This window comes from Achromobacter sp. FW305-C-28, assembly GCF_058783235.1.
In genome coordinates, this window is the sequence record NZ_JBYSYL010000003.1 from 527,682 (window position 1) to 545,995 (window position 18,314).

The following is an 18,314-nucleotide window of genomic DNA, read 5'->3' on the forward strand; positions in this document are numbered from 1 at the left end:
GCCCACGGCCGAGCCGCTCAGTTCAGCTCGCTGGGCGCGATGCCGTAGCGTTCGCGGAACGCCGTGGCGAAGTTGGTGGCGTGGCGGTAGCCCACGAAATGCGCCGCCTGCTGCACGCTGCAGCCCTGGGCCAATTGTTCGCGCGCCACTTCCAGCCGGCGTTCGCGCAGCCAGTTGAACACCGACCGCTGGTAGGTGGCCTGGAACTTGGCGCGCAAGGTGCTGGGGCTCATGCAGGCCAGCCGCGCCAGGTCGTCCAGCGTGTGTTCTTCGCCAGGCGCGTTGTGCAGGCGTTCGCGCACCCGTTCCAGCAGCAGGCGGTCGCGTTCGGACACGGCGCTCTCGGCAGGCGCGCCGGGTTCCAGCGACGCCAGGGCATGGGCCAGCAGCTGCGTCGCCACGCCTTCGCGCAGCATGTTCTGCAGCGGCCCGTCCCAGGCGCAGTCCAGCAGGTGTTCGATGGCCTGCAGCAGGTGGCCCTGCACCTGCCAGCGGCGCAGTCGCAGGGCGGGCGAGCGCAGCGCCTTCCAGATCATTTCGCTGGTCTGGTCATCGCCCGCGCCGTCGGGGTCCGACAGCGACAGGTTGACGCTGCGCAGGCGCTGGCCAGCTTCGTGGATGCCGGTCATGGCGACGGTATCGCCATACAGCGCGCTGACGCCGCCATGCGCGGCCAGGCGAACTTCGTCGTGGTGGTCGATGCGGGTGCGGGCGTGGCCCTGCAGCATGACGATGGCCGAGAACCGCGGCGACATCATCGACGTGGCTTCGTAGTGCTGATGCACGCGCACGTCGGACAGCACCAGGGTCAGGCCCGGGCGGATGGCGCACTTCTCGACGCGGCCCTCGGCAATGCAGAGGTGGTCGGGGTCGCCACGCACCGCACGGTCCAGCTGCGGCAGCCGGTAGCGGAAACCGCTCTGGTCGCCCATGCGGTTGAAGTCGGCGACGGTGAATTGGGCGGAGGAGGCAGATGGGTTCAAGATCGTCACTCGCGTTACGGGATGAGCCCTTGGCGGCGCGGAAACCACCGCCAAATGTGCAAATGAGAATAACATATATTCGCATTGTTGCCGGAAATTTCCCACATCGTTCCGGCACCGCCGTACGGGCCGCCGCCTGCCTCCCGGCCCGGTTTCAAGGCGCCGCGCAGTCGCCCAGCTGGTCCCCCATGATGTCCCGGTACCACTCGTGAAAGTGCTGCATGCCGTCTTCCATCGGCGACTGGTACGGCCCGCTTTCCGACACGCCTCGGCGCAGCAGCGCCAGCCGGCCGGCGTCCATGCGTTCGCCGATCTCGTCGTCCTCGATGGCGGTTTCCATGTAGGCCGCGCGCTGGGCCTCGACGAACTCGCGTTCGAACAGCGCGATGTCTTCGGGGTAATAAAACTCCGCGATGTTGATGGTTTCCTGCGGGCTCTTGGGGTAGAGCGTCGACAGCACCAGCACGTGCGGGTACAGCTCGATCATGTGGGTGGGAAAGTAGGTGACCCAGATGGCGCCGAAATCGGGCGCCGAGCCGCCGCGGTAGCGCATCAGCGTGTCGTGCCAGTCGGCATAGACGTCCGACCCCGGCTTTTCCAGCGCGTCGTGCACGCCCACGCGTTGCAGGCTGTACTGCTGGCCGAATTCCCAGCTGAGGTCGTCGCAGGTCACGAAGCGCCCCAGGCCGGGGTGGAACGGCCCCACGTGGTAGTCCTCCAGGTACACCTCGATGAAGGTCTTCCAGTTGTAGTTGCACTGGTGCACCTCGACGTGGTCCAGCACGTAGTCCGAAAAATCGAACTCGGGCCGGGTGAACAGACTGCCCAGGTCGCGCTGCGGGTCGCGCGGGCCTTCGAACAGCAGGCCGTGGCAGTTCTTCAGCGCAAAGCGCGGCAGGTTCAGGCACGGCGTGCTGGGAAACAGCGGCGCGCCCAGGATCTGCCCCTGGTTGTCGTAGGTCCAGCGGTGCAGCGGGCAGACGATGTTGCCCCCGGTGGCCGACAGGTTGCCCGCCGGATTGGCCGGGCCGGTCACCGCGCCCGTCTCGCCGCCCAGGATCAATGCCTGGCGATGGCGGCACACGTTGGACACCAGTTCCACGCCGTGCGCATTGCGCACCAGCACCCGGCCGCCTTCCTCGTTGGGCAGGCGGCGCCAGTCGCCCGGCTCGGGCACGCCTTTCTCGTGGCCCACGTACAGGGCCGACTGCTTGAATATCATTTCCTGTTCGCGGGCGAACAGGGCTTCGTCGAAATAGGCCCGAACGTGCAGCGGGCTCAACGCCTGCTGCACGTGCTCCAGGCGGCCAATGTCCGTCATATCCGACTCCTTGTGCCGAGCGCCGCGCCCCGGCCGCCCCTCAGGCGGGCACGGCGCTCTCGGCGTCGATCCGGGCAATGCGTTCGGCAAGATCCAATTTGGGGCAGGTGCTGCAATAGTCGCCGTCGCGCCTGCGGAAGTAGTGGCAGCAGACCTGCCGGTCAACGGCGATGACCGGCAGCGATGCGCGCTCGTAGGTCAGGTAGCCGCTGCGTCCGTCGATGCCCAACAGGCCCAGCCAACGGGCGGCCTGTTCCTGGGCCCAGGCATTGGCCGCGGCGCAGTCGCCCTGGCGCGCGGCCAGCAGGGCGTACAGCACACAATCGGCCTGCATGCTCTCGGCGGCGCGCGGACTGACCCGCAGCACCTGGGTCAGCTCGCGATAGAAGGTGGCGCAGATATTGCGCAGCTGCGCGGCGGCGGCCTGCATGCGTTCGAGCAGACTGCCGCGCAGCGGTTCATGCGGGTCCAGCGTGTAGCCGATGACAAAGCCGTCTGGCGGAACCGGCTGGTTCATGCTGGACAGGTCGGGCACGATCGGGCTGCGGTGCGCGGCGAACACGCTCAGGTACACCGGCTGCCAGATCAGCAGCCCCCAGCAGCGCAGCGCCAGGTAGTGCGGGCCGGCTTCGGGGTAGCGGCGCTGCCAGCAGTCGCGCAGTTGCGCGATCAGCGCGCCGTTGTCGGCGCCCGGGCGAATGCCCGGGGCCGTCGGCGGCGCGACCTGGCCCGACAGCCCGGGCACCAGGCGGTCGGTCAGGTCCAGCAGATCGTCCAGGTCGCGGTTCACGCAAGCGCCCGTGCGGTATCGGCCACGCCCTGGCCCAGCCACTCGGGCCGGTAGGGGGCGATGGGGTTGGCCAGGTTGGGCGCCATCTGGAAGCTGCCGATGGGGTCGGCCAGGTTGACCATCTGCAGGTTGTTGGCCAGCTGCAGGCGGTTCAGGCACGAATGGATCATCTCGGGCGCGAACAGATCGTACTGGCGGTACTTGTCCCGCAATTCGGGGTGCGCTTCCTGGTAGGCGATCACGCGGCCGGCCACCAGCTTCCAGAAGGCGTCTTCCTGCATCACGCCGCTGTCGGCCAGCACCTGCGACAGGTGGCGGAAATAGCCTTCGAACACATCCACGAAGATGGTCAGAAGCTTGAATTCCTCGGGCACGTCGGCGGCCAGGCGGCGCGCGTTCTCGGGCAGCACGGCGTTCGGGTTCAGGATCGACGATTCCTCGGCGATGTCCTTCATGAAGGCGCGCACGGGTACGTGGTCTTCGATCACCAGGATCACGTTTTCGCCGTGTGGCATGAACACCAGGTCGTGCGCATAGAAGCAATGCACCAGCGGTGTCAGGTAGGCGTCCACATAGCGTTCCAGCCACGCGGCGGCGTCCAGGCCCGAGGCGCGGATCAGCGCCGGCAGCAGCGCGCGGCCGTCCGGGTCCACGTGCAGCAGCGCCGCCATGGTCATCAGGCGCTGCTCCGGTCCGATCAATTCCGTGGGGTTCTCGCGCCACAGCGCCGAAAACATCTTCTTGTACGGCGTATCCACGGAAATGGCCGCTTCGTAGTAGTAATTGCGAAAGCCCAGCGACGCCGCTTCACGCAGGATGGTGAAGCCGTTCTCGCGCAACCACGGGTCGGACGCGATCAGGCCGTGCAGGTATTCGTTGATGGCCGGCGTGCCCGACATGTAATACGGCGACAGCCCGCGCATGAAGCCCATGTTCAGGATCGACAGCGACGTCTTCACGTAGTGCTTGCCCGGCTGGCTGATGTTGAAGAAGGTACGGATGGACTGCTGCGCCAGGTATTCGTCGTCGCCATAGCCCAGGCACACGATCTTGCGGGTGGCCACATAGGGTGCGAACGCCAGCGACAGTTTGTTGAACCACTGCCACGGGTGCGACGGCATGAAGAAGTAGTCGGCCGGGTCCAGCCCCTGGTCGCGCAGCGCCTGGGTGTAGCGGGCCACGGTGGCCGCGCCCAGCTCGTCTTGCAGCAGGCTGTCGTAGTCCATCGTCGACAGGCACGCGAAATGCGCGTTGTCTTTGTGCACCGCCAGCCACATCACGCGGATCGGCCTGGCGCATTCGGGGGCATAGACGTGATAGTCCTCGGCGTCAAAGCCCAGCCGGCCATTGTTGGCCACGAAGCTGGGATGGCCTTCGATCATCGACGTTTCGATGGTCTGGTAATCGGCCAGCGCCAGTTCGGCTGCCGGCAGCGCCGCGCGGGTGTGCTTGTAGGCGCTGCCGTGCAGCGTGCTGGTGATCTCGTCCAGGTAGATCGGCAGCCGGTCTTCGGGCATGCCGAGCTTGTCGCGGATTTCGATCACGAACTGCAACGCGTCCAGCGGCGCGGGCGTGCCGGCCATGGTCTTGCTGATCGACTCGGCCGGAATGCGCCAGTGGCGCATCGCCATCAGCTGGGCATCGAACTGGTATTCGGCATGGCCGTCGGCCAGCACCAGGCGGTAGCGGTCAAAGCCGGGGGCGTCTGACGGCCCCAGGCGCTCGGGTTCCAGCAGCCATTCGTGGGCGTATTCCGAAATGGCCTTCTTCACCAGCAGGCGGTTCGCTTTTTCCCAGACCTCGGGGGCAAGGTGGCTGGCGATCTGGGCGGGGTGGGGCAGGGTGCTCATACGGTGGACTCCTGGAGTTGGGCCTGTTCAAACTGTTGCCGGGTGCAGAAGGCGATGCTGGCGGTCTTCTCGCGAAAACGCGCCTGGCCGGCGTACACAAAACCCATGGCCAGGTTCAGCGCATGGATCTTGCTGTTGTTGCTGTCGGGTTCGACCACCACGCGGCGGGCTTGCAGGCGCTCGAACATGAAGCGCATCACAAAGGCCAGCACGTTGCGGCTGAAGTGGGGAATGCGGACCTGAGGCGGACCGATGAAGATGTGCATGCCCAGGTCGCCTTCGCGGACCGGGTAATGCTCACCCACCTGGTCGTGGGCCGGGTCGTAGCACTCCACCAGAAACGTCGGGCGTCCGTCGTGGCTGCCCAGCCAGGCGCCGGCATGGCCGCTGCCTTGCAGCGTTTCGTAGAATTCGCGCACCTGGGCGTCGGAAAATTCCTGCATCGACCAGAAGCGGGCGTAGTCCATCGAGAACCATTGGCGCAGCAGGGCGGCGTCCTTGGCCGGGTCCAGCGGGCGCAGCGCCAGGCCCTGGCCCTCGTCGTAATGGCTGCGCGCCTGGCGGTCGATTTCGCCAAGAAAGGCGGATGTCATGGTGATCATGGCGGCTCCGGGGTCAGACGGTGGCGGCGCGATGCCCGTCCAGCATGGGCATCAGTTCGGGGGCGACGCTGCCGCGGCAGGCGGGTGCGGCCTGCGGCGCGCGGTGGCCCAGTACGCCATTGGCGGGCGGGCGGAATTCCTGCAAGGCCGTGCGCGGTTCAATCGCGTAGTGCTCGTGGCCCGTCAGCTCGCGCAGGATCTGCGAATTGCGGTAGCAGCAGAATCCCAGGTCGGGGTTGGTCACGCCGTGGCTGAGCAGGCCGCTGTTCTGCACGAAGATCTCGTTGCCGCCGTGGTCGATCGTGTAGTTGCGCGCGATCTGGTAGCCGCCGTCTTCGGCCCACGCAATGCGGTCGTGGATCGGGTTGACGCACGCCGGTATGCTGCGGGCGTAGCCGGTGGCCAGCACCAGCCCGTCGGTCGCGTGCGAAAACGGCTGGCCGGTGTCGACGTGGCGAAATTCCAGCTGGTAGCGGCCGCTGGCGCGGTCGTGGCGGCTGGCGCGCAGCTCGGCGTTGGTCAAGAGCGTGTAGCGCCGGTCGCCGTTGTGGATCTTCTCGTCCAGCAGGTCATAGATCTGGTTGATCAGCGACGCGTTGATGCCCTTGTACAGGCTGCTCTGCTCGGCCAGGATCTCGCGGCGGCGCGTTTCCGGCAGGTCGTAGAAGTAGTTGGTGTAGTCCGGCGAAATCAGTTCCAGCGTGAGCTTGGTGTTCTCCATCTGGAAGAACCGTGGCGACCGCGTGATCCACGCCAGGCTGTAGTCGTGTTCGTCGCTGTCGCGCAGCAGGTCATGAAACACCTCGGCCGCGCTCTGGCCGCTGCCGATCACGGTGATCGATGCGCGCCGCTGCAACTGGGCCTTGTGGCGCAGGTAGTCGGCGCTATGGATGTACGGCGCCTCGCGCCGGTCGCAGCAGCCCGGCAGCACGGGGTGCGAGCCCAGCCCCAGCACCAGCTTGCGGCAGCGGACCATGAAGCGTTCGCCATTGACCGCATGCTGGCCGGTCACCAGGTAGGTGTCGGTTTCCGGGTCGTGCAGCACGCTTTGCACGTCGCTATTGAAGCGCAGGTTGGGCAGGCGGGCCGCCACCCATTTGCAGTAGCGGTTGTATTCGGCGCGCGTCAGGTAGTGGTTCTCGCGCATGTAGTACGAATAGATGCGGCCGGTCTGCTTGCAGTAGTTCAGATAGCTGTATTCGCTGCGCGGATCGGCCAGACTGACCAGGTCTGCCAGAAACGGGTTCTGCAGGGTCGACGCCTCGATCAGCATGCCCGGATGCCAATCGAAGCCCGGCTTCTTGTCCAGGAACAGGGCGCGCACGTCGGGCAGCGGCGCCGACAGGCACGCCAGGCTGAGATTGAAGGGGCCTAGGCCGATCGCGACAAAGTCATAGATTTCACGGTTCATGGTGGTTACGCCTTTTTGCGGAGTCTCTCGTTGCACGGACGATGCCCGGGGCAGGGCATACTCGGAACAGGGCCGGCTAATCAGGCGGAACGGGACGCGACCGACTCGTTGGGCCGTCGGTCCACTGCAAGCACAAAGCATTTCCATCGCCGGTATTGCATGAATTGAACATCTGTTTAGGTATGATTTTCATTTGCAATATAGACACTCTAGCAAATGGTTTTTGGGCGTGATGCATCGCCAGCGCCATGCAGGCGGCGCTCATATGCAGGGTGGCAACGCGCATAGGGACACGGTCGGCGGGCATAGGGTTATGCGGTGAAAGCGACCCCGCACCAGGACAGGGCAGCGCGCGCGAGTGCCGCATGAACCCGCGCGGGTTATGCTTGCCGCCATGTCAGATAAACGTCCCGTGCTCAGGCTGCGCGGCGTCTACAGCGAGCGCTTGTCGCCCGTCAGCCTGGATCTCGCGGCGGGCGAATGCGCCGCCATCACCGGCCCCTCCGGGTCGGGCAAATCGCTGCTGTTGCGCCAGGTCGCCGACCTGGACCCCGGCCACGGCGAAATCGAGCTCGACGGCGCGCCGCGCTCGGCCATGCGCGGCTACCAGTGGCGCCGCCAGGTGATCTACTGCCAGGCCGAGGCCGGCTGGTGGGACGACTATGTTGCCCCGCACTTCACCGACCGTGCACGCGCCACCGAGCTGCTGCAACGCATGGGCCTGGCCGCCGAGAAAATGGATGCGCTGGTGCAGGAACTGTCCACCGGCGAACGCCAACGGGCCGCCCTGGCGCGCGCCCTGTCGCTGTCGCCGCGTGCGCTGCTGCTGGACGAACCCACCGCCGCGCTCGATCCCGCTGCCACCGAATGGGTGGAAACCGAATTGCGCCGCTATCTGGACGGCGGCGCGGCCATCCTGATGGTCACGCACAACCCCGACCAGGCCCGGCGCATGGCCCATCGCGGCTGGCGCATGGAGCAGGGCAAGCTGGAGCCGCAATGGACGTGATCAAACTGCAGGCCACCGACCTGATCATTGCCTCGCTGCTGGTAGTGCTGTCGGCCGGCATTTCGTTTGTGCTGCGCCTGAACCTGCAAAAACAGGTGCTGTGGGCGGCGCTGCGCACCGTGGTGCAACTGCTGCTGGTGGGCCACATCCTGCGCATCGTGTTCGCGCACGCGGCGCCCTGGCTGACCGCGCTGGTGGTGGCCGTGATGATGGCGCTGGCCGCCCGCGAGGTCGCCGCCCGGCCCAAGGCGCGCCTGGCCGGCCACGGCAACGGCTACGTGGGTGCCATGGCCGTCGTCGCCACCACCGTCATCACCGCGCTCTTCATCCTGTCGACCGCGCTGCGGCCCGAGCCCTGGTACGACCCCCGCTACACCATCGCGCTGGTCGGCATCGTGCTGGGCAGCGTGCTCAACGCCGCCAGCCTGGCGCTGGACGGCGTGCTGTCCGGCGTGCGCCGCGAAAAGCTCGCCATCGAGGCGCGCCTGTCGCTGGGCGCCACCGCGCACCAGGCCTTCGCCTCGCTGCTGCGCGAATCCGTGCGCCGCGGCATCGTGCCCAGCATCAACCAGATGTCGGCGGCCGGCATCATCACGCTGCCCGGCATCATGACCGGCCAGATCATCGCCGGCATGGACCCCATCGACGCCGCCAAGTACCAGATCCTGCTGATGTTCCTGCTGTGCGGCGCCAGCGGCATGGCCGCCATGGGCGCGGCCTACGGCGCCATGCGGCGCCTGACGGACGACCGCGGCCGGCTGCGGCTGGACCGCCTGAACGCGGACCATTGAACGCCTGGGCAGGTCGGATCGGCCGCCGGGCGCAATCGCATCGCGGCTCGGATGCCGCGGGGCACGGTCGGGCGGCAATGTTGGCCGATTTGATGAAATATCAACGGGGCATCCTGCATAATGCGGCCTTGATATCAACGCCGGGTCCGCCGGCCCCCGCACAGGAATCCGAATGAGTATTACCGAGATGTTCGCCTGGCTCACCAGCGAACAGGGCCTGATGGCCCTCTTGGCGCAGAACTGGGTGCTGGGCACCTGCATCATCGCCGCCATCATCTTCATCGAGACCGGCTTCGTGGTCATGCCGTTTCTGCCCGGTGATTCACTGCTGTTCGCTGCCGGCGCCTTCCTGGGCCTCGCTGGCATCGACCCCATCGTTTCCATCGCCGCCATCACCGCGGCCGCCATCGCGGGCGACGCGCTCAACTACGCCATTGCCTCATCAAGGTGGGGCCAGAAACTGGCCCACAGTCGATGGGTCAAGCCCGACCACCTGGAACGCGCACGTTCCTACTTCGCCCGCTACGGCGCCATGACCATCACCGTGGCGCGTTTCGTGCCTATCGTGCGCACCGTGGCGCCGTTCGTGGCCGGCCTCTCGCAGATGCCGCGCCGCACGTTCTTTGCCTACAACGTCATCGGCGGCATCGTCTGGGTCGGTTCGATGATCCTGGCCGGCTACTGGCTGGGCTCCATCGCCTGGGTCCGCACCAACCTGCACTGGGTATCCGTCATCATCATCGGACTGTCGTTGATTCCGGTCGTGTGGCAGTGGCTGCATCTGCGCCGGGCGCGCAAGCTGGCGCAGCAGTCGTAAAGGTCAGGCCGGCCTTTCAGTCATGGTGCTGAGCCGGTCTGTCTGCCTGGGCATCCAGATCACGCAGCAGCCGTTCCAGATTCCGCTCGCCAGCCTTGGTCTGCGCGCCGGCCTGCAAGCCGCCACGAATCCGCTTTTCGGCGGCGGCAAGCGCAAACAGATCTGCCCAGGCTTCATGTTCGCGGTGCAAGCCTGATCGCAGATCCGTTGGCGGAATGGCCTTTTTCGCGGCAGCGATGACGCCCGGCGGTAGTGCCGCGATATTGCGGGCAAGCCGGCGCACAAAGGCCTCCAGCTCGTCCGCCGGCAGGGCGCGGTTCACCCAGCCATAGCGCTCGGCCGTCTGCGCATCGGCCAGGTCGGCGCCCAGAATCACTTCAAGAGCACGCCCGCGCGTCATGCGCTGTGACAGGTATTGCGTGGCGCCGCCGCCGGGGATGATGCCCATCAAGGCCTCGCATTGCGCCCGGCCCGCCCGGCCGATGGCCGCGAACGTCATGTCGGCGGCCGCCACGAATTCCGCGCCACCGCCACGCGCCAGGCCTTCGAGCTTGACGATCGTGACTTGCGGTTGCGCGCGGATCATTTCGCCCAACGCCTGGAACGGGTTCAAGCCATCCGGCGCGTCTTTGGCGATCTCGTCGAAGGCATGGGGCTCGTCGATCAGCGTCATGTCCACGTGCGCGATGAAGAACTCGGGATCGGCGCTTTGAAACACGATCACGCGCGTCCGGGGATCGTCGCGCGTTGCCGTGAGAAAGCGGCGCAGGTCGTGCATCAGCGCGACATCCAGCACGTTGACGGGGGGATTGTCGAGCGTGACGGTCGCTACGCCTTGTTCATGCTCGATGTGAAGCCTGGAATACGTCGAATGGTTCATGAGACACCTTGTCAGGGATTGCGCGGCCAGGGTTTCCCGGCCTGTGCAATCATGGTATCTAATGCATACCTAGTGTCAATTACGCACCTTGAGCATCCCAAGTATGCCGGAACATACCTATGCACGCTGATCTCGACCCCGTCTATCGCGCCGATTGCCCCAGCCGCGCCATCCTCGACCAAATCGCCGACAAATGGTCGATGCTGGTCTTGATGGTGCTGCGCGAACCGCGTCGCTTCAACGCCATCAAGCGGCGTCTGGACGGCATTACCCAACGCGTGCTGACGCAAACCCTGCGCAAGCTGGAACGCAACGGCATGGTGACGCGCACCGTGATCGATGGAAAAACGCTTGGGGTCGAGTACGCCTTGACGCCCCTGGGCACATCGCTCGAAGCGCCATTCGCTGCGCTATACGGCTGGACGGTCGACAACATGGACGTCATCCAGGCCTGCCAGGCGCGTTACGATCAGCAGTGACCGATGCCGCGTGCCGCAGCGGCGTCAAAGATTGTGGCTTTGCAGCCAGCCGTGGATCGCGTCGATGTGTGTTGCCTGTGCGGTCAGCGGCAACGCGTATTGGGAAGACGCCATTTCGTGGAGCCCGATCCGTGGTGCCTATATGACGTGGGCGCTGTGCGAAAACGTCGCGCGAGGCAGCAGCATTACGTTACTTTAAGAATGTTCCAATATTCCTGGATCGGGTGAGGCGTCTAAAAGTGATGGGCACGGGATATCAGCCGATGGCCCTGCGTAACGGAGCCGCCATGCCTGAACGAGCCATTGTCCGAAAAGGGGATCGCACCTCCCATGGTGGGGTCGTGGTGCAAGGCCATCCCGCCGCAATGTTGTTCGGCCGCGAAATCGCGCTGGTCGGCCACAAAGTTGCATGCCCGCGATGCAAGGGGATTTTTCCCATTCTTCCCGACCCAGGGCGCAATCATTCCTTCATGGACAACGACACCGCCGTGGAGGGAATGCGCACCGCATGCGGAGCAGTATTGATTGCTTCGCAGATGGTGGCGCGGGTCGGTGACGCCGAAGGCTTGTCCGGCCCCGCGAGTCAGGCGACGCCGCAAACTGACACCCTTTGCCAGGAATGCTTGGAATCTGCGGCACGCACTGCCGCAACGACCGTGGCGCGAGGGTAGCGCAGTGACGGCTCAAGTCGAGCAATACCTGAGCGTGCGTCAACAGCAAATGGCCTATCCCCTGCGGCTATATGGTTTGGTGGATGGGTTGCTATACGCAGAAGGTGTAGCCGAAGTTCCCTTGTCCCGGTCCTCATCTTGCATTGCGCTATTCGACGGCACGGCCGATGAAGCGCTGGCCAATGGCGGTCCTTGGCTACTGGATTGCTTGGCCGATCGAGATGGTCATATGCCTGCGCTGCAACGGATGGGCGACAGCGCGTTGGGATGCATCTGGATTGTCAGCAGCTATGCGCCGCAGGACTTGGCGGCGGCGTTGCGTGCGCGATTGGATGTGCGCATGCCCAACGGCACGACCGCGCTATTGCGTTACTACGATGCGAGAATCACGGGCGACATTGCCGCGCTCTTGGACCCAGCCCAACGAGCTGCGTTTTTCGCACCCGTCCAGGATTGGCTGACCCAACGGGATGGACAACTCACCAGGATTTACCCAACCCATGGCGCTTGAGCTCACGCAGCAGCAAGTCGCATGCCTATGCGCGATTGACGCAAAAGGCTTTGTTCAGGCCGTCGAGCAAGATATCGCGCGAGACTACCCAGGCCTTTCCCGAGGCGGGTTGCCCGAGCGGCTTGCCTGCGCCTTGGCGCACGCGCGCGCCATGGGAATTGATGAAGATGCGAACCTGGTTGACTTCCTCAGAGCCGAAGCGCTCGTGCCGGGTTTTTACAAGCAACCGGGGCTGTGTCGTTGGATGGAAAAATCCGGGCGTCCGGCCGATCAGCGATTTCATGACTTCATGCAGGTGATGCGGTGGCAATCGCGTCAGGATGCGGACATACAACAAGCGGAGTAGAGCGATATGCCCGGACCGTTGGCAATTCCCATAGCCGGCTGGATCGCGGAAGCTATAGCGGCGGCATTCGCCCGAGCTGCCGCAGGGGCCGCAGCGGGCGCGGTACTGGGTGGCGTCGCCACCTTGCCGGGTGATACGCCACGCGAGGATAGTCAAGCCAAGCCCACTGACCGCGCTTTACCCAGAACGGGGGAGCCTTGCAAGAAATGCCCGCCAGATCGGGGCTTGATGGTCAGGCGCAGGCACGGCGTGAACTGGAACGCCTACGAATACCAGGCCAGGGTAACGGGATTTGCCTACGACACTGAATATTGTCAGTGGAGTGATGAATGGAGCTGGGAGAACACTGACTTTGACGGATTCGTGTCAGCTGAGTGCTTACTCCAGGAGACCAAGGGAAATTATGACCAATTCTTGGACGGATCCATTCCGGGATCAGAGGATTTTTTCAAAGGTTTTGACTCCATGGAACGGCAAGCGATCTTGCAAGGGACTCGAGTGCGGACGCATCCACCAGCTAAGCTAAAGTGGTATTTTCAAACTGGTCTCACCCACCAGAGGATGTCTTTCTTGCTAGCACAATTGGGCGTTTTGTCGGAAACCAAACCGTAAGGCAGTCATGCATATCTCTGCAATGTTCCGCGATGAGATGCTTGCTTCGAGAAATTTCGAGGCGGTCCTGGAGCGCGAGTTCAAAATCGTGTCAACACTCGCAACCCAAAGTCCTTCCATGGCTACGAACAATTGGCTGCTCAAGGGAGATAGCATAGAGGAAGCGAACCTCTATAAGGTGTTCGACATAGATGGCAAAGCTACGCCCGCTGCTCTGGCAGTTCTGAATGAGGAGTTCCGCGGGGAAAAGGGCACGTTTTCGTTCGTAGCAATTTGGAATGGCCAAGAGGCAGGAGGCGAAGGGGGGTCAATGGTCTGCCACGTCGGGCCAAAGGTTCTTCCTGACAGGATAGCGCTTCGGATCGGTGACCCCGCGTGCTACAGCAGACCAAAAGATATGGTGGACACGATAAGAGTCGTCATTGAGGAATTTCGCCCTTTCTTCATTGAAGTGTTTCCTGAGGGGTATTTCCCCCAGCGAGTTTTCACGGACAAGCCCGGTGTGGGCTGGATGCTGTATCTGCCCCGAGTGATCACCGCCAAACAAGTTCCGGAAGCCCAGGCGCTGATTCCCGTTCCCGTTGCCGGAAAGAAGCAGACCGGTACGATCATCGTCAGCGTGGCGAACGAGGTTTTCTCGCTGGACAAGCCACGGCATGTGGAATTGGCGAACCTGATTGAAATGCGCCTGGTGGACCAGGACTTGCTGCCGCGTTACGCGGATCTGTAATTGACGAGCCCGCAAAAAAAGCCGGCGGCCCCGCAAGGGACCGCCGGCTTTGTCGCGTCCGGGCCTGGCGGTCCGGGGCGGGGCAGGGCTTAGCCGATGTCGGCCAGCACCTGGTTCAGCGTGGCGCTGGGGCGCATGGCGCGGCTGGCCTTGTCTTCGTTCGGCTGGTAGTAGCCGCCGATGTCGACCGGCTGGCCTTGGGCCGCCTTCAGTTCTTCCAGGATCTTGGCTTCGTTCTTGACGAAAGCGGCCGCGGCCGGCGCGAACAGCTTGGCCAGGGCGGCGTCTTCGTTCTGGTCGGCCAGGGCTTGGGCCCAGTACGTGGCCAGGTAGAAGTGGCTGCCGCGGTTGTCCAGGCCGCCGACCTTGCGGTCGGGCGACTTGTTTTCGTCCAGGAACTTGGCGGTGGCCAGGTCCAGCGTGCTGCCCAGCACTTGGGCGCGGGCGTTGTTGTACGCGCGGCCCAGGTGATCCAGCGAGGCGGCCAGCGCCATGAATTCGCCCAGCGAATCCCAGCGCAGGAAGCCTTCTTCCAGGAACTGCTGCACGTGCTTGGGCGCCGAACCGCCGGCACCGGTTTCGAACAGCCCGCCACCGGCGACCAGCGGCACGATCGACAGCATCTTGGCGCTGGTGCCCAGTTCCATGATGGGGAACAGGTCGGTCAGGTAGTCGCGCAGCACGTTGCCGGTGACCGAGATGGTGTCCAGGCCTTCGCGGATGCGCTTGACCGAGAACTTGGTGGCTTCGACCGGGTCGAGAATGCGCAGGTCCAGGCCGCTGGTGTCGTGGTCGTTCAGGTACTGCTTGACCTTGGCGATGACCTGGGCGTCGTGGGCGCGGTTTTCGTCCAGCCAGAACACGGCCGGCGTCTTGCTGACGCGGGCGCGGGTGACGGCCAGCTTGACCCAGTCCTGGATCGCGGCGTCCTTGGTCTGGCACATGCGCCAGAGGTCGCCGGCTTCAACGGCTTGTTCCAGCAGGACCTTGCCCGACGCGTCGGTGACGCGCACGGTGCCGGCGGCCGGCACGATGAAGGTCTTGTTGTGCGAACCGTATTCTTCAGCGGCCTGGGCCATCAGGCCGACGTTGGGCACGCTGCCCATCGTGACCGGATTGAAGGCGCCGTTCTTCTTGCAGTCTTCGATGACGGCCTGGTAGACACCGGCGTAGCTGCGGTCGGGAATGACGGCCTTGGTGTCTTGCAGCTTGCCTTCGGCGTTCCACATCTTGCCCGAGTCGCGGATCATGGCGGGCATGGACGCGTCGACGATGACGTCGCTGGGCACGTGCAGGTTGGTGATGCCCTTGTCGGAATTCACCATGGCCAGCTGCGGCAGCGTCTTGTAGGCGGCGTCGATGTCGGCGGTGATCGCGGCTTGCTGGTCAGCGGGCAGCGACTGAATCTTGGCGTACAGGTCGCCAATGCCGTTGTTGGGATCGAAGCCGACCGACTTCAGGACGGCGGCGTGCTTGGCCAGCACGTCTTTGTAGAACACGGACACCACGTGGCCGAAGATGACGGGGTCCGAGACCTTCATCATGGTGGCCTTCAGGTGCACCGAGAACAGCACGCCCTGGGCGCGCGCGTCGTCGATCTGGGCCTGCAGGAAAGCCTTGAGCTTGGTGGTCGACAGCACGGCGGCGTCGATGATCTCGCCGGCCTTGACCGGGGTCTTTTCCTTGAGCACGGTCTGGGTGCCATCGGCAGCGACCAGGGTGATCTTGACGTCGCCGGCGTCGGCGATCAGGGCCGACTTTTCGGTGCCGTAGAAATCGCCGCCGTCCATGTGGGCCACATGCGACTTCGAATCTGCCGTCCAGGCGCCCATCTTGTGCGGGTGCTTGCGGGCGTAGTTCTTGACCGACAGCGGCGCGCGGCGGTCGGAGTTGCCTTCGCGCAGCACGGGGTTCACGGCGCTGCCCTTGACCTTGTCGTAGCGGGACTTGACGTCACGCTCGGTGTCGTTGGCCGGGGCGTCCGGGTAGTCGGGCAGCTTGTAGCCTTGTTCCTGCAGTTCCTTGATGGCCGCCTTCAGTTGGGGCATCGAGGCGCTGATGTTCGGCAGCTTGATGATGTTGGCTTGCGGCGTGACGGCCAGGGCGCCCAGCTCGGCCAGGGCGTCGCCCAGCTTCTGGCCGTCGTCCAGGTAGTCCGGGAACAGGGCGATGATGCGGCCTGCCAAAGAGATGTCGCGGGTCTCGACCGTGATACCAGCGGACTTCGCGAAGGTCTGGACGATGGGCAGCAGCGAACGGGTTGCAAGCGCCGGAGCTTCGTCGGTGAGGGTATAGATAATCTTCGGAGTAAGAGACATGATCCTTGAATCTGTTCGGCTGTGGCGCTAGGCGCAAACCCGAACATGCTATGCGGCGTCAGCCGGTAGATGTTGTCGAGAGTGGGTTCGTATGGGCTGATGAAAGCCGCGCTGTCGCCAGCCCGGCCTTGATCAGCCCAACATGGCGCCGTCCGTCCTTTTTTGTGTGCCCAGATCTGGGCCACCCGGTAGGTACGACTGCCACGAACCGAACATTGTAATACCGCGCCCCGCCTGCCGTGCACAGAAATAGGCGCCAAACGCCCGAAGGGCGGTCGCATGGGCAGGGTTTTTCGTCGACAGGCCGCGTTTTGCGCCCAGGAATGGCGCCAAATCGCATCAATCTGCTGGCTTCGGCGTGCAAGTATTGGCTAATATTCGGCATCTGCCGGCGCCCAGGCGCGCGGCAGGCACCTGGGCGCCGGATGACGATGGGCGTTGTACAGCCCCGGCGCGAGGGAGAGGCAATGCGGTTTGGCAACCTGAAGTTCGATCCGATGTTCCGCTACGCCAGCCGTAACGATGGCAAGACGATTCACTTCACCCCGGTCGAAAGCGCGGCGTTGTCCCTCCTGACCGCCCACGCGGGCCAGATCCTGCCGCGCCATCGCCTGCTGGACGCCACCCAGCGCGGCGAAGTCGATGCGCTGGAACGCAGCGTCGACCTGTTGGTGAATCGCCTGCGCACCAAACTGGGCGACTCGGCCCGCACCCCGCGTTTCATCGCGACCAGCTACGGCGAAGGCTACAGCTGGATCGCTGCGTCCGCGCCCGAACCGGGCGAAGACGTCTACGTGGCCATCGGCCCGGCGGCCGGCCCGCAGGCGCTGCGCATCGAGCCGCGCGTGCGGGCGTTCCTGGACGATCTGGCCGACGCCTTGCGTGCGCGCCTGCCCAGCGAACGCGGCGTGCGGTTGCTGGCCCCCAAGGCGGGCGAGGGCGCCGATGCGCCGTATCGCGTCGAGGTCGGGCTGCGGCAGGATGCGGCCGGCGTGCATTGCGCGGTGGTGCTGCGCGCGGCCGCCAGCGGCGCCGCGCTGCGGGCCGAACGCTGGACCATCGCGCCCGACGATCTGGCCGGCGCCGCCCGCACCGCCGCCACGGCCTTTGCCGCGGCCATCAAAAGCGAAATCTGGCGCCACCTGGCCACCGCCGGCGGCCTGGCCGGCCCCACCGATGAACCTATTGAACTGCGGCTGCATCGCGCCGCGGTCTTGCTGTCGCGCACGCCGCAGACCTGGCTGGAATCCGAGGCCGAACTGCAAAAGTTGCGCGCCGAGGACCCGGACGATCCCCAGACCGCGTTGATGTGGGCCTCGCACCTGTATTCCCGCCTGGTGCTGGACCTGGCCAGCGACCCCGCCCAGCTTGAACCGCAGATAGAGGCGCTGGTGTTCCAGGCATTGCCGCACGCCCGCGGCAACCCCATGCTGGCGCTGGCCGCGGCCAAGCTGCTGTGCTTTGTCAGCCGAGATCACCTGGAACTGGCCGAGGCCCTGGCCGAAGACGCCTTCGCCCAAAGCACCGCGTTCGCGTCGGCCTTTGCCGTGCTGGGCCAGTTGCGCCTGAACCGCGGCCGCCTGCCCGAAGCCATCGATTACTTCGACCAGGGCATCGAGCTGGCCGAACCCGGTTCGGAATTCCAGGTGTTCCTGATGGTGCTCAAGTGCACCACGCTGCTGGCGCTGGACGACCGCCAGGCCTGCTTGGCGGCTTGCGAGACGCTGTATCGCACCAAGCCGCTGACGCGCATGCAGATGGGCCTGTTCCTGACGTCGCCCGACGAGGTGTTGCCCGACGACCTGCGCCAGATCCTGCTGTCGCTGGACGCGGGCCTCTTGCGCCGGTTGCTGCTGCACTTCGATTACCTGTTCGTGCGGCGCGTGCCGGATGCGGCCGGGCGAAAGAACATGTTCCGGGGCGTGCTGGCGCAACTGGCGCAGCATCGGCCGCTGGATGACCTGCCGGCGCCGGTGCGGATGTATGCCGAGGGCGGCGCGGGCGAAGGTCTGTAGGGCAAGGGGCTGGCCGCAGCGCTGGCCAGCCGCGATTTGACAAAGCGCCGAGGTTGGAGGAAGCTTTACCCCCATGACTTCCCGCGCCGTCCGCATTTCGCTGATTATTACCATCATTCCGAGAATGGTGGGTTAGCGCACGACCGTAGTCAGTCAAACGAACCCGCCCCACGAGGCG

Annotated in this window: 18 protein-coding genes; 9 read left to right on the plus strand and 9 right to left on the minus strand. The window is 64.9% G+C overall.

The window, feature by feature from the left end; all coding sequences use genetic code 11:
- Positions 1-17 precede the first annotated feature (17 nt).
- The 6 genes from AC3WMR_RS11255 to AC3WMR_RS11280 all read right to left on the minus strand — a co-directional run bounded on the left by AC3WMR_RS11255 (position 18) and on the right by AC3WMR_RS11280 (position 6,957).
- The gene (locus AC3WMR_RS11255; RefSeq protein ID WP_492263152.1) at positions 18-1,058 is read right to left on the minus strand and encodes a helix-turn-helix transcriptional regulator; all 1,041 of its coding nucleotides are present in this window, start codon (positions 1,056-1,058) and stop codon (positions 18-20) included.
- 79 nt (positions 1,059-1,137) lie between these two features.
- Positions 1,138-2,304, minus strand: coding sequence for an aromatic ring-hydroxylating oxygenase subunit alpha (locus AC3WMR_RS11260; RefSeq protein ID WP_492263153.1), 1,167 nt, complete (start codon positions 2,302-2,304; stop codon positions 1,138-1,140).
- 40 nt (positions 2,305-2,344) lie between these two features.
- Positions 2,345-3,094 (minus strand): siderophore ferric iron reductase, encoded by a 750-nt coding sequence (locus tag AC3WMR_RS11265; RefSeq protein WP_492263154.1) that lies wholly within the window; start codon positions 3,092-3,094, stop codon positions 2,345-2,347.
- Positions 3,091-4,944 (minus strand): IucA/IucC family protein, encoded by a 1,854-nt coding sequence (locus tag AC3WMR_RS11270; protein WP_492263155.1) that lies wholly within the window; start codon positions 4,942-4,944, stop codon positions 3,091-3,093. The genes AC3WMR_RS11265 and AC3WMR_RS11270 overlap by 4 nt, the downstream gene beginning before the upstream one ends.
- Entirely contained in the window at positions 4,941-5,546 is a 606-nt protein-coding gene (locus AC3WMR_RS11275; RefSeq protein ID WP_492263156.1) for a GNAT family N-acetyltransferase, read from the minus strand. The genes AC3WMR_RS11270 and AC3WMR_RS11275 overlap by 4 nt, the downstream gene beginning before the upstream one ends.
- 13 nt (positions 5,547-5,559) lie before the next feature.
- Entirely contained in the window at positions 5,560-6,957 is a 1,398-nt protein-coding gene (locus tag AC3WMR_RS11280) for a lysine N(6)-hydroxylase/L-ornithine N(5)-oxygenase family protein (protein ID WP_492263157.1), read from the minus strand.
- 394 nt (positions 6,958-7,351) lie between these two features.
- Between AC3WMR_RS11280 and AC3WMR_RS11285 the strand changes: the two genes are divergently transcribed.
- The 3 genes from AC3WMR_RS11285 to AC3WMR_RS11295 all read left to right on the plus strand — a co-directional run bounded on the left by AC3WMR_RS11285 (position 7,352) and on the right by AC3WMR_RS11295 (position 9,574).
- Positions 7,352-7,966, plus strand: a complete 615-nt coding sequence (locus AC3WMR_RS11285) for an ABC transporter ATP-binding protein (protein WP_492263158.1) — start codon at positions 7,352-7,354, stop codon at positions 7,964-7,966.
- On the plus strand, positions 7,957-8,757 hold the full coding sequence (locus AC3WMR_RS11290; protein WP_492263159.1) for an ABC transporter permease: 801 nt from the start codon (positions 7,957-7,959) through the stop codon (positions 8,755-8,757). Before AC3WMR_RS11285 ends, AC3WMR_RS11290 begins: the two co-directional genes overlap by 10 nt.
- A 172-nt stretch (positions 8,758-8,929) precedes the next feature.
- Positions 8,930-9,574 (plus strand): VTT domain-containing protein, encoded by a 645-nt coding sequence (locus tag AC3WMR_RS11295; RefSeq protein WP_492263160.1) that lies wholly within the window; start codon positions 8,930-8,932, stop codon positions 9,572-9,574.
- Positions 9,575-9,590: 16 nt separating this feature from the next.
- Here the strand turns inward: AC3WMR_RS11295 and AC3WMR_RS11300 are convergent, their stop codons facing one another.
- A complete protein-coding gene (locus AC3WMR_RS11300) occupies positions 9,591-10,454 on the minus strand; it encodes an enoyl-CoA hydratase/isomerase family protein (RefSeq protein WP_492263161.1) in 864 nt (287 codons plus the stop codon).
- Positions 10,455-10,573: 119 nt separating this feature from the next.
- On the opposite strand from AC3WMR_RS11300, the gene AC3WMR_RS11305 reads away from it, so the two are divergent.
- From AC3WMR_RS11305 to AC3WMR_RS11315, 3 genes are all read left to right on the plus strand, one after another.
- A complete protein-coding gene (locus tag AC3WMR_RS11305) occupies positions 10,574-10,933 on the plus strand; it encodes a winged helix-turn-helix transcriptional regulator (RefSeq protein WP_492263162.1) in 360 nt (119 codons plus the stop codon).
- Positions 10,934-11,220: 287 nt separating this feature from the next.
- Positions 11,221-11,604, plus strand: coding sequence for a PAAR domain-containing protein (locus AC3WMR_RS11310; RefSeq protein ID WP_492263163.1), 384 nt, complete (start codon positions 11,221-11,223; stop codon positions 11,602-11,604).
- A 4-nt stretch (positions 11,605-11,608) separates the two neighbouring features.
- Positions 11,609-12,115 carry a DUF4123 domain-containing protein gene (locus AC3WMR_RS11315; protein ID WP_492263164.1) on the plus strand — a complete coding sequence of 169 codons (507 nt, stop codon included), beginning with the start codon at positions 11,609-11,611 and terminating at the stop codon, positions 12,113-12,115.
- 25 nt (positions 12,116-12,140) lie between these two features.
- Here AC3WMR_RS11315 and AC3WMR_RS11320 read toward each other — a convergent pair whose 3' ends face one another.
- Positions 12,141-12,617: a hypothetical protein gene (locus AC3WMR_RS11320; protein WP_492263317.1), complete on the minus strand. Its 477-nt coding sequence runs from the start codon at positions 12,615-12,617 to the stop codon at positions 12,141-12,143.
- On the opposite strand from AC3WMR_RS11320, the gene AC3WMR_RS11325 reads away from it, so the two are divergent.
- Together AC3WMR_RS11325 and AC3WMR_RS11330 are read left to right on the plus strand one after the other, a co-directional pair.
- The gene (locus AC3WMR_RS11325) at positions 12,567-13,073 is read left to right on the plus strand and encodes a restriction endonuclease fold toxin 5 domain-containing protein (protein ID WP_492263314.1); all 507 of its coding nucleotides are present in this window, start codon (positions 12,567-12,569) and stop codon (positions 13,071-13,073) included. The two genes, AC3WMR_RS11320 and AC3WMR_RS11325, sit on opposite strands and share 51 nt — an antisense overlap.
- A 7-nt stretch (positions 13,074-13,080) precedes the next feature.
- Positions 13,081-13,803 (plus strand): LysR family transcriptional regulator, encoded by a 723-nt coding sequence (locus tag AC3WMR_RS11330; protein WP_492263165.1) that lies wholly within the window; start codon positions 13,081-13,083, stop codon positions 13,801-13,803.
- An 89-nt stretch (positions 13,804-13,892) separates the two neighbouring features.
- Here the strand turns inward: AC3WMR_RS11330 and AC3WMR_RS11335 are convergent, their stop codons facing one another.
- The gene (locus AC3WMR_RS11335; protein WP_492263166.1) at positions 13,893-16,121 is read right to left on the minus strand and encodes an NADP-dependent isocitrate dehydrogenase; all 2,229 of its coding nucleotides are present in this window, start codon (positions 16,119-16,121) and stop codon (positions 13,893-13,895) included.
- A 467-nt stretch (positions 16,122-16,588) separates the two neighbouring features.
- Here AC3WMR_RS11335 and AC3WMR_RS11340 point away from each other — a divergent pair, with 467 nt between their 5' ends.
- Positions 16,589-18,136 carry a winged helix-turn-helix domain-containing protein gene (locus tag AC3WMR_RS11340; protein ID WP_492263167.1) on the plus strand — a complete coding sequence of 516 codons (1,548 nt, stop codon included), beginning with the start codon at positions 16,589-16,591 and terminating at the stop codon, positions 18,134-18,136.
- The last annotated feature ends 178 nt before the right edge of the window (positions 18,137-18,314 follow it).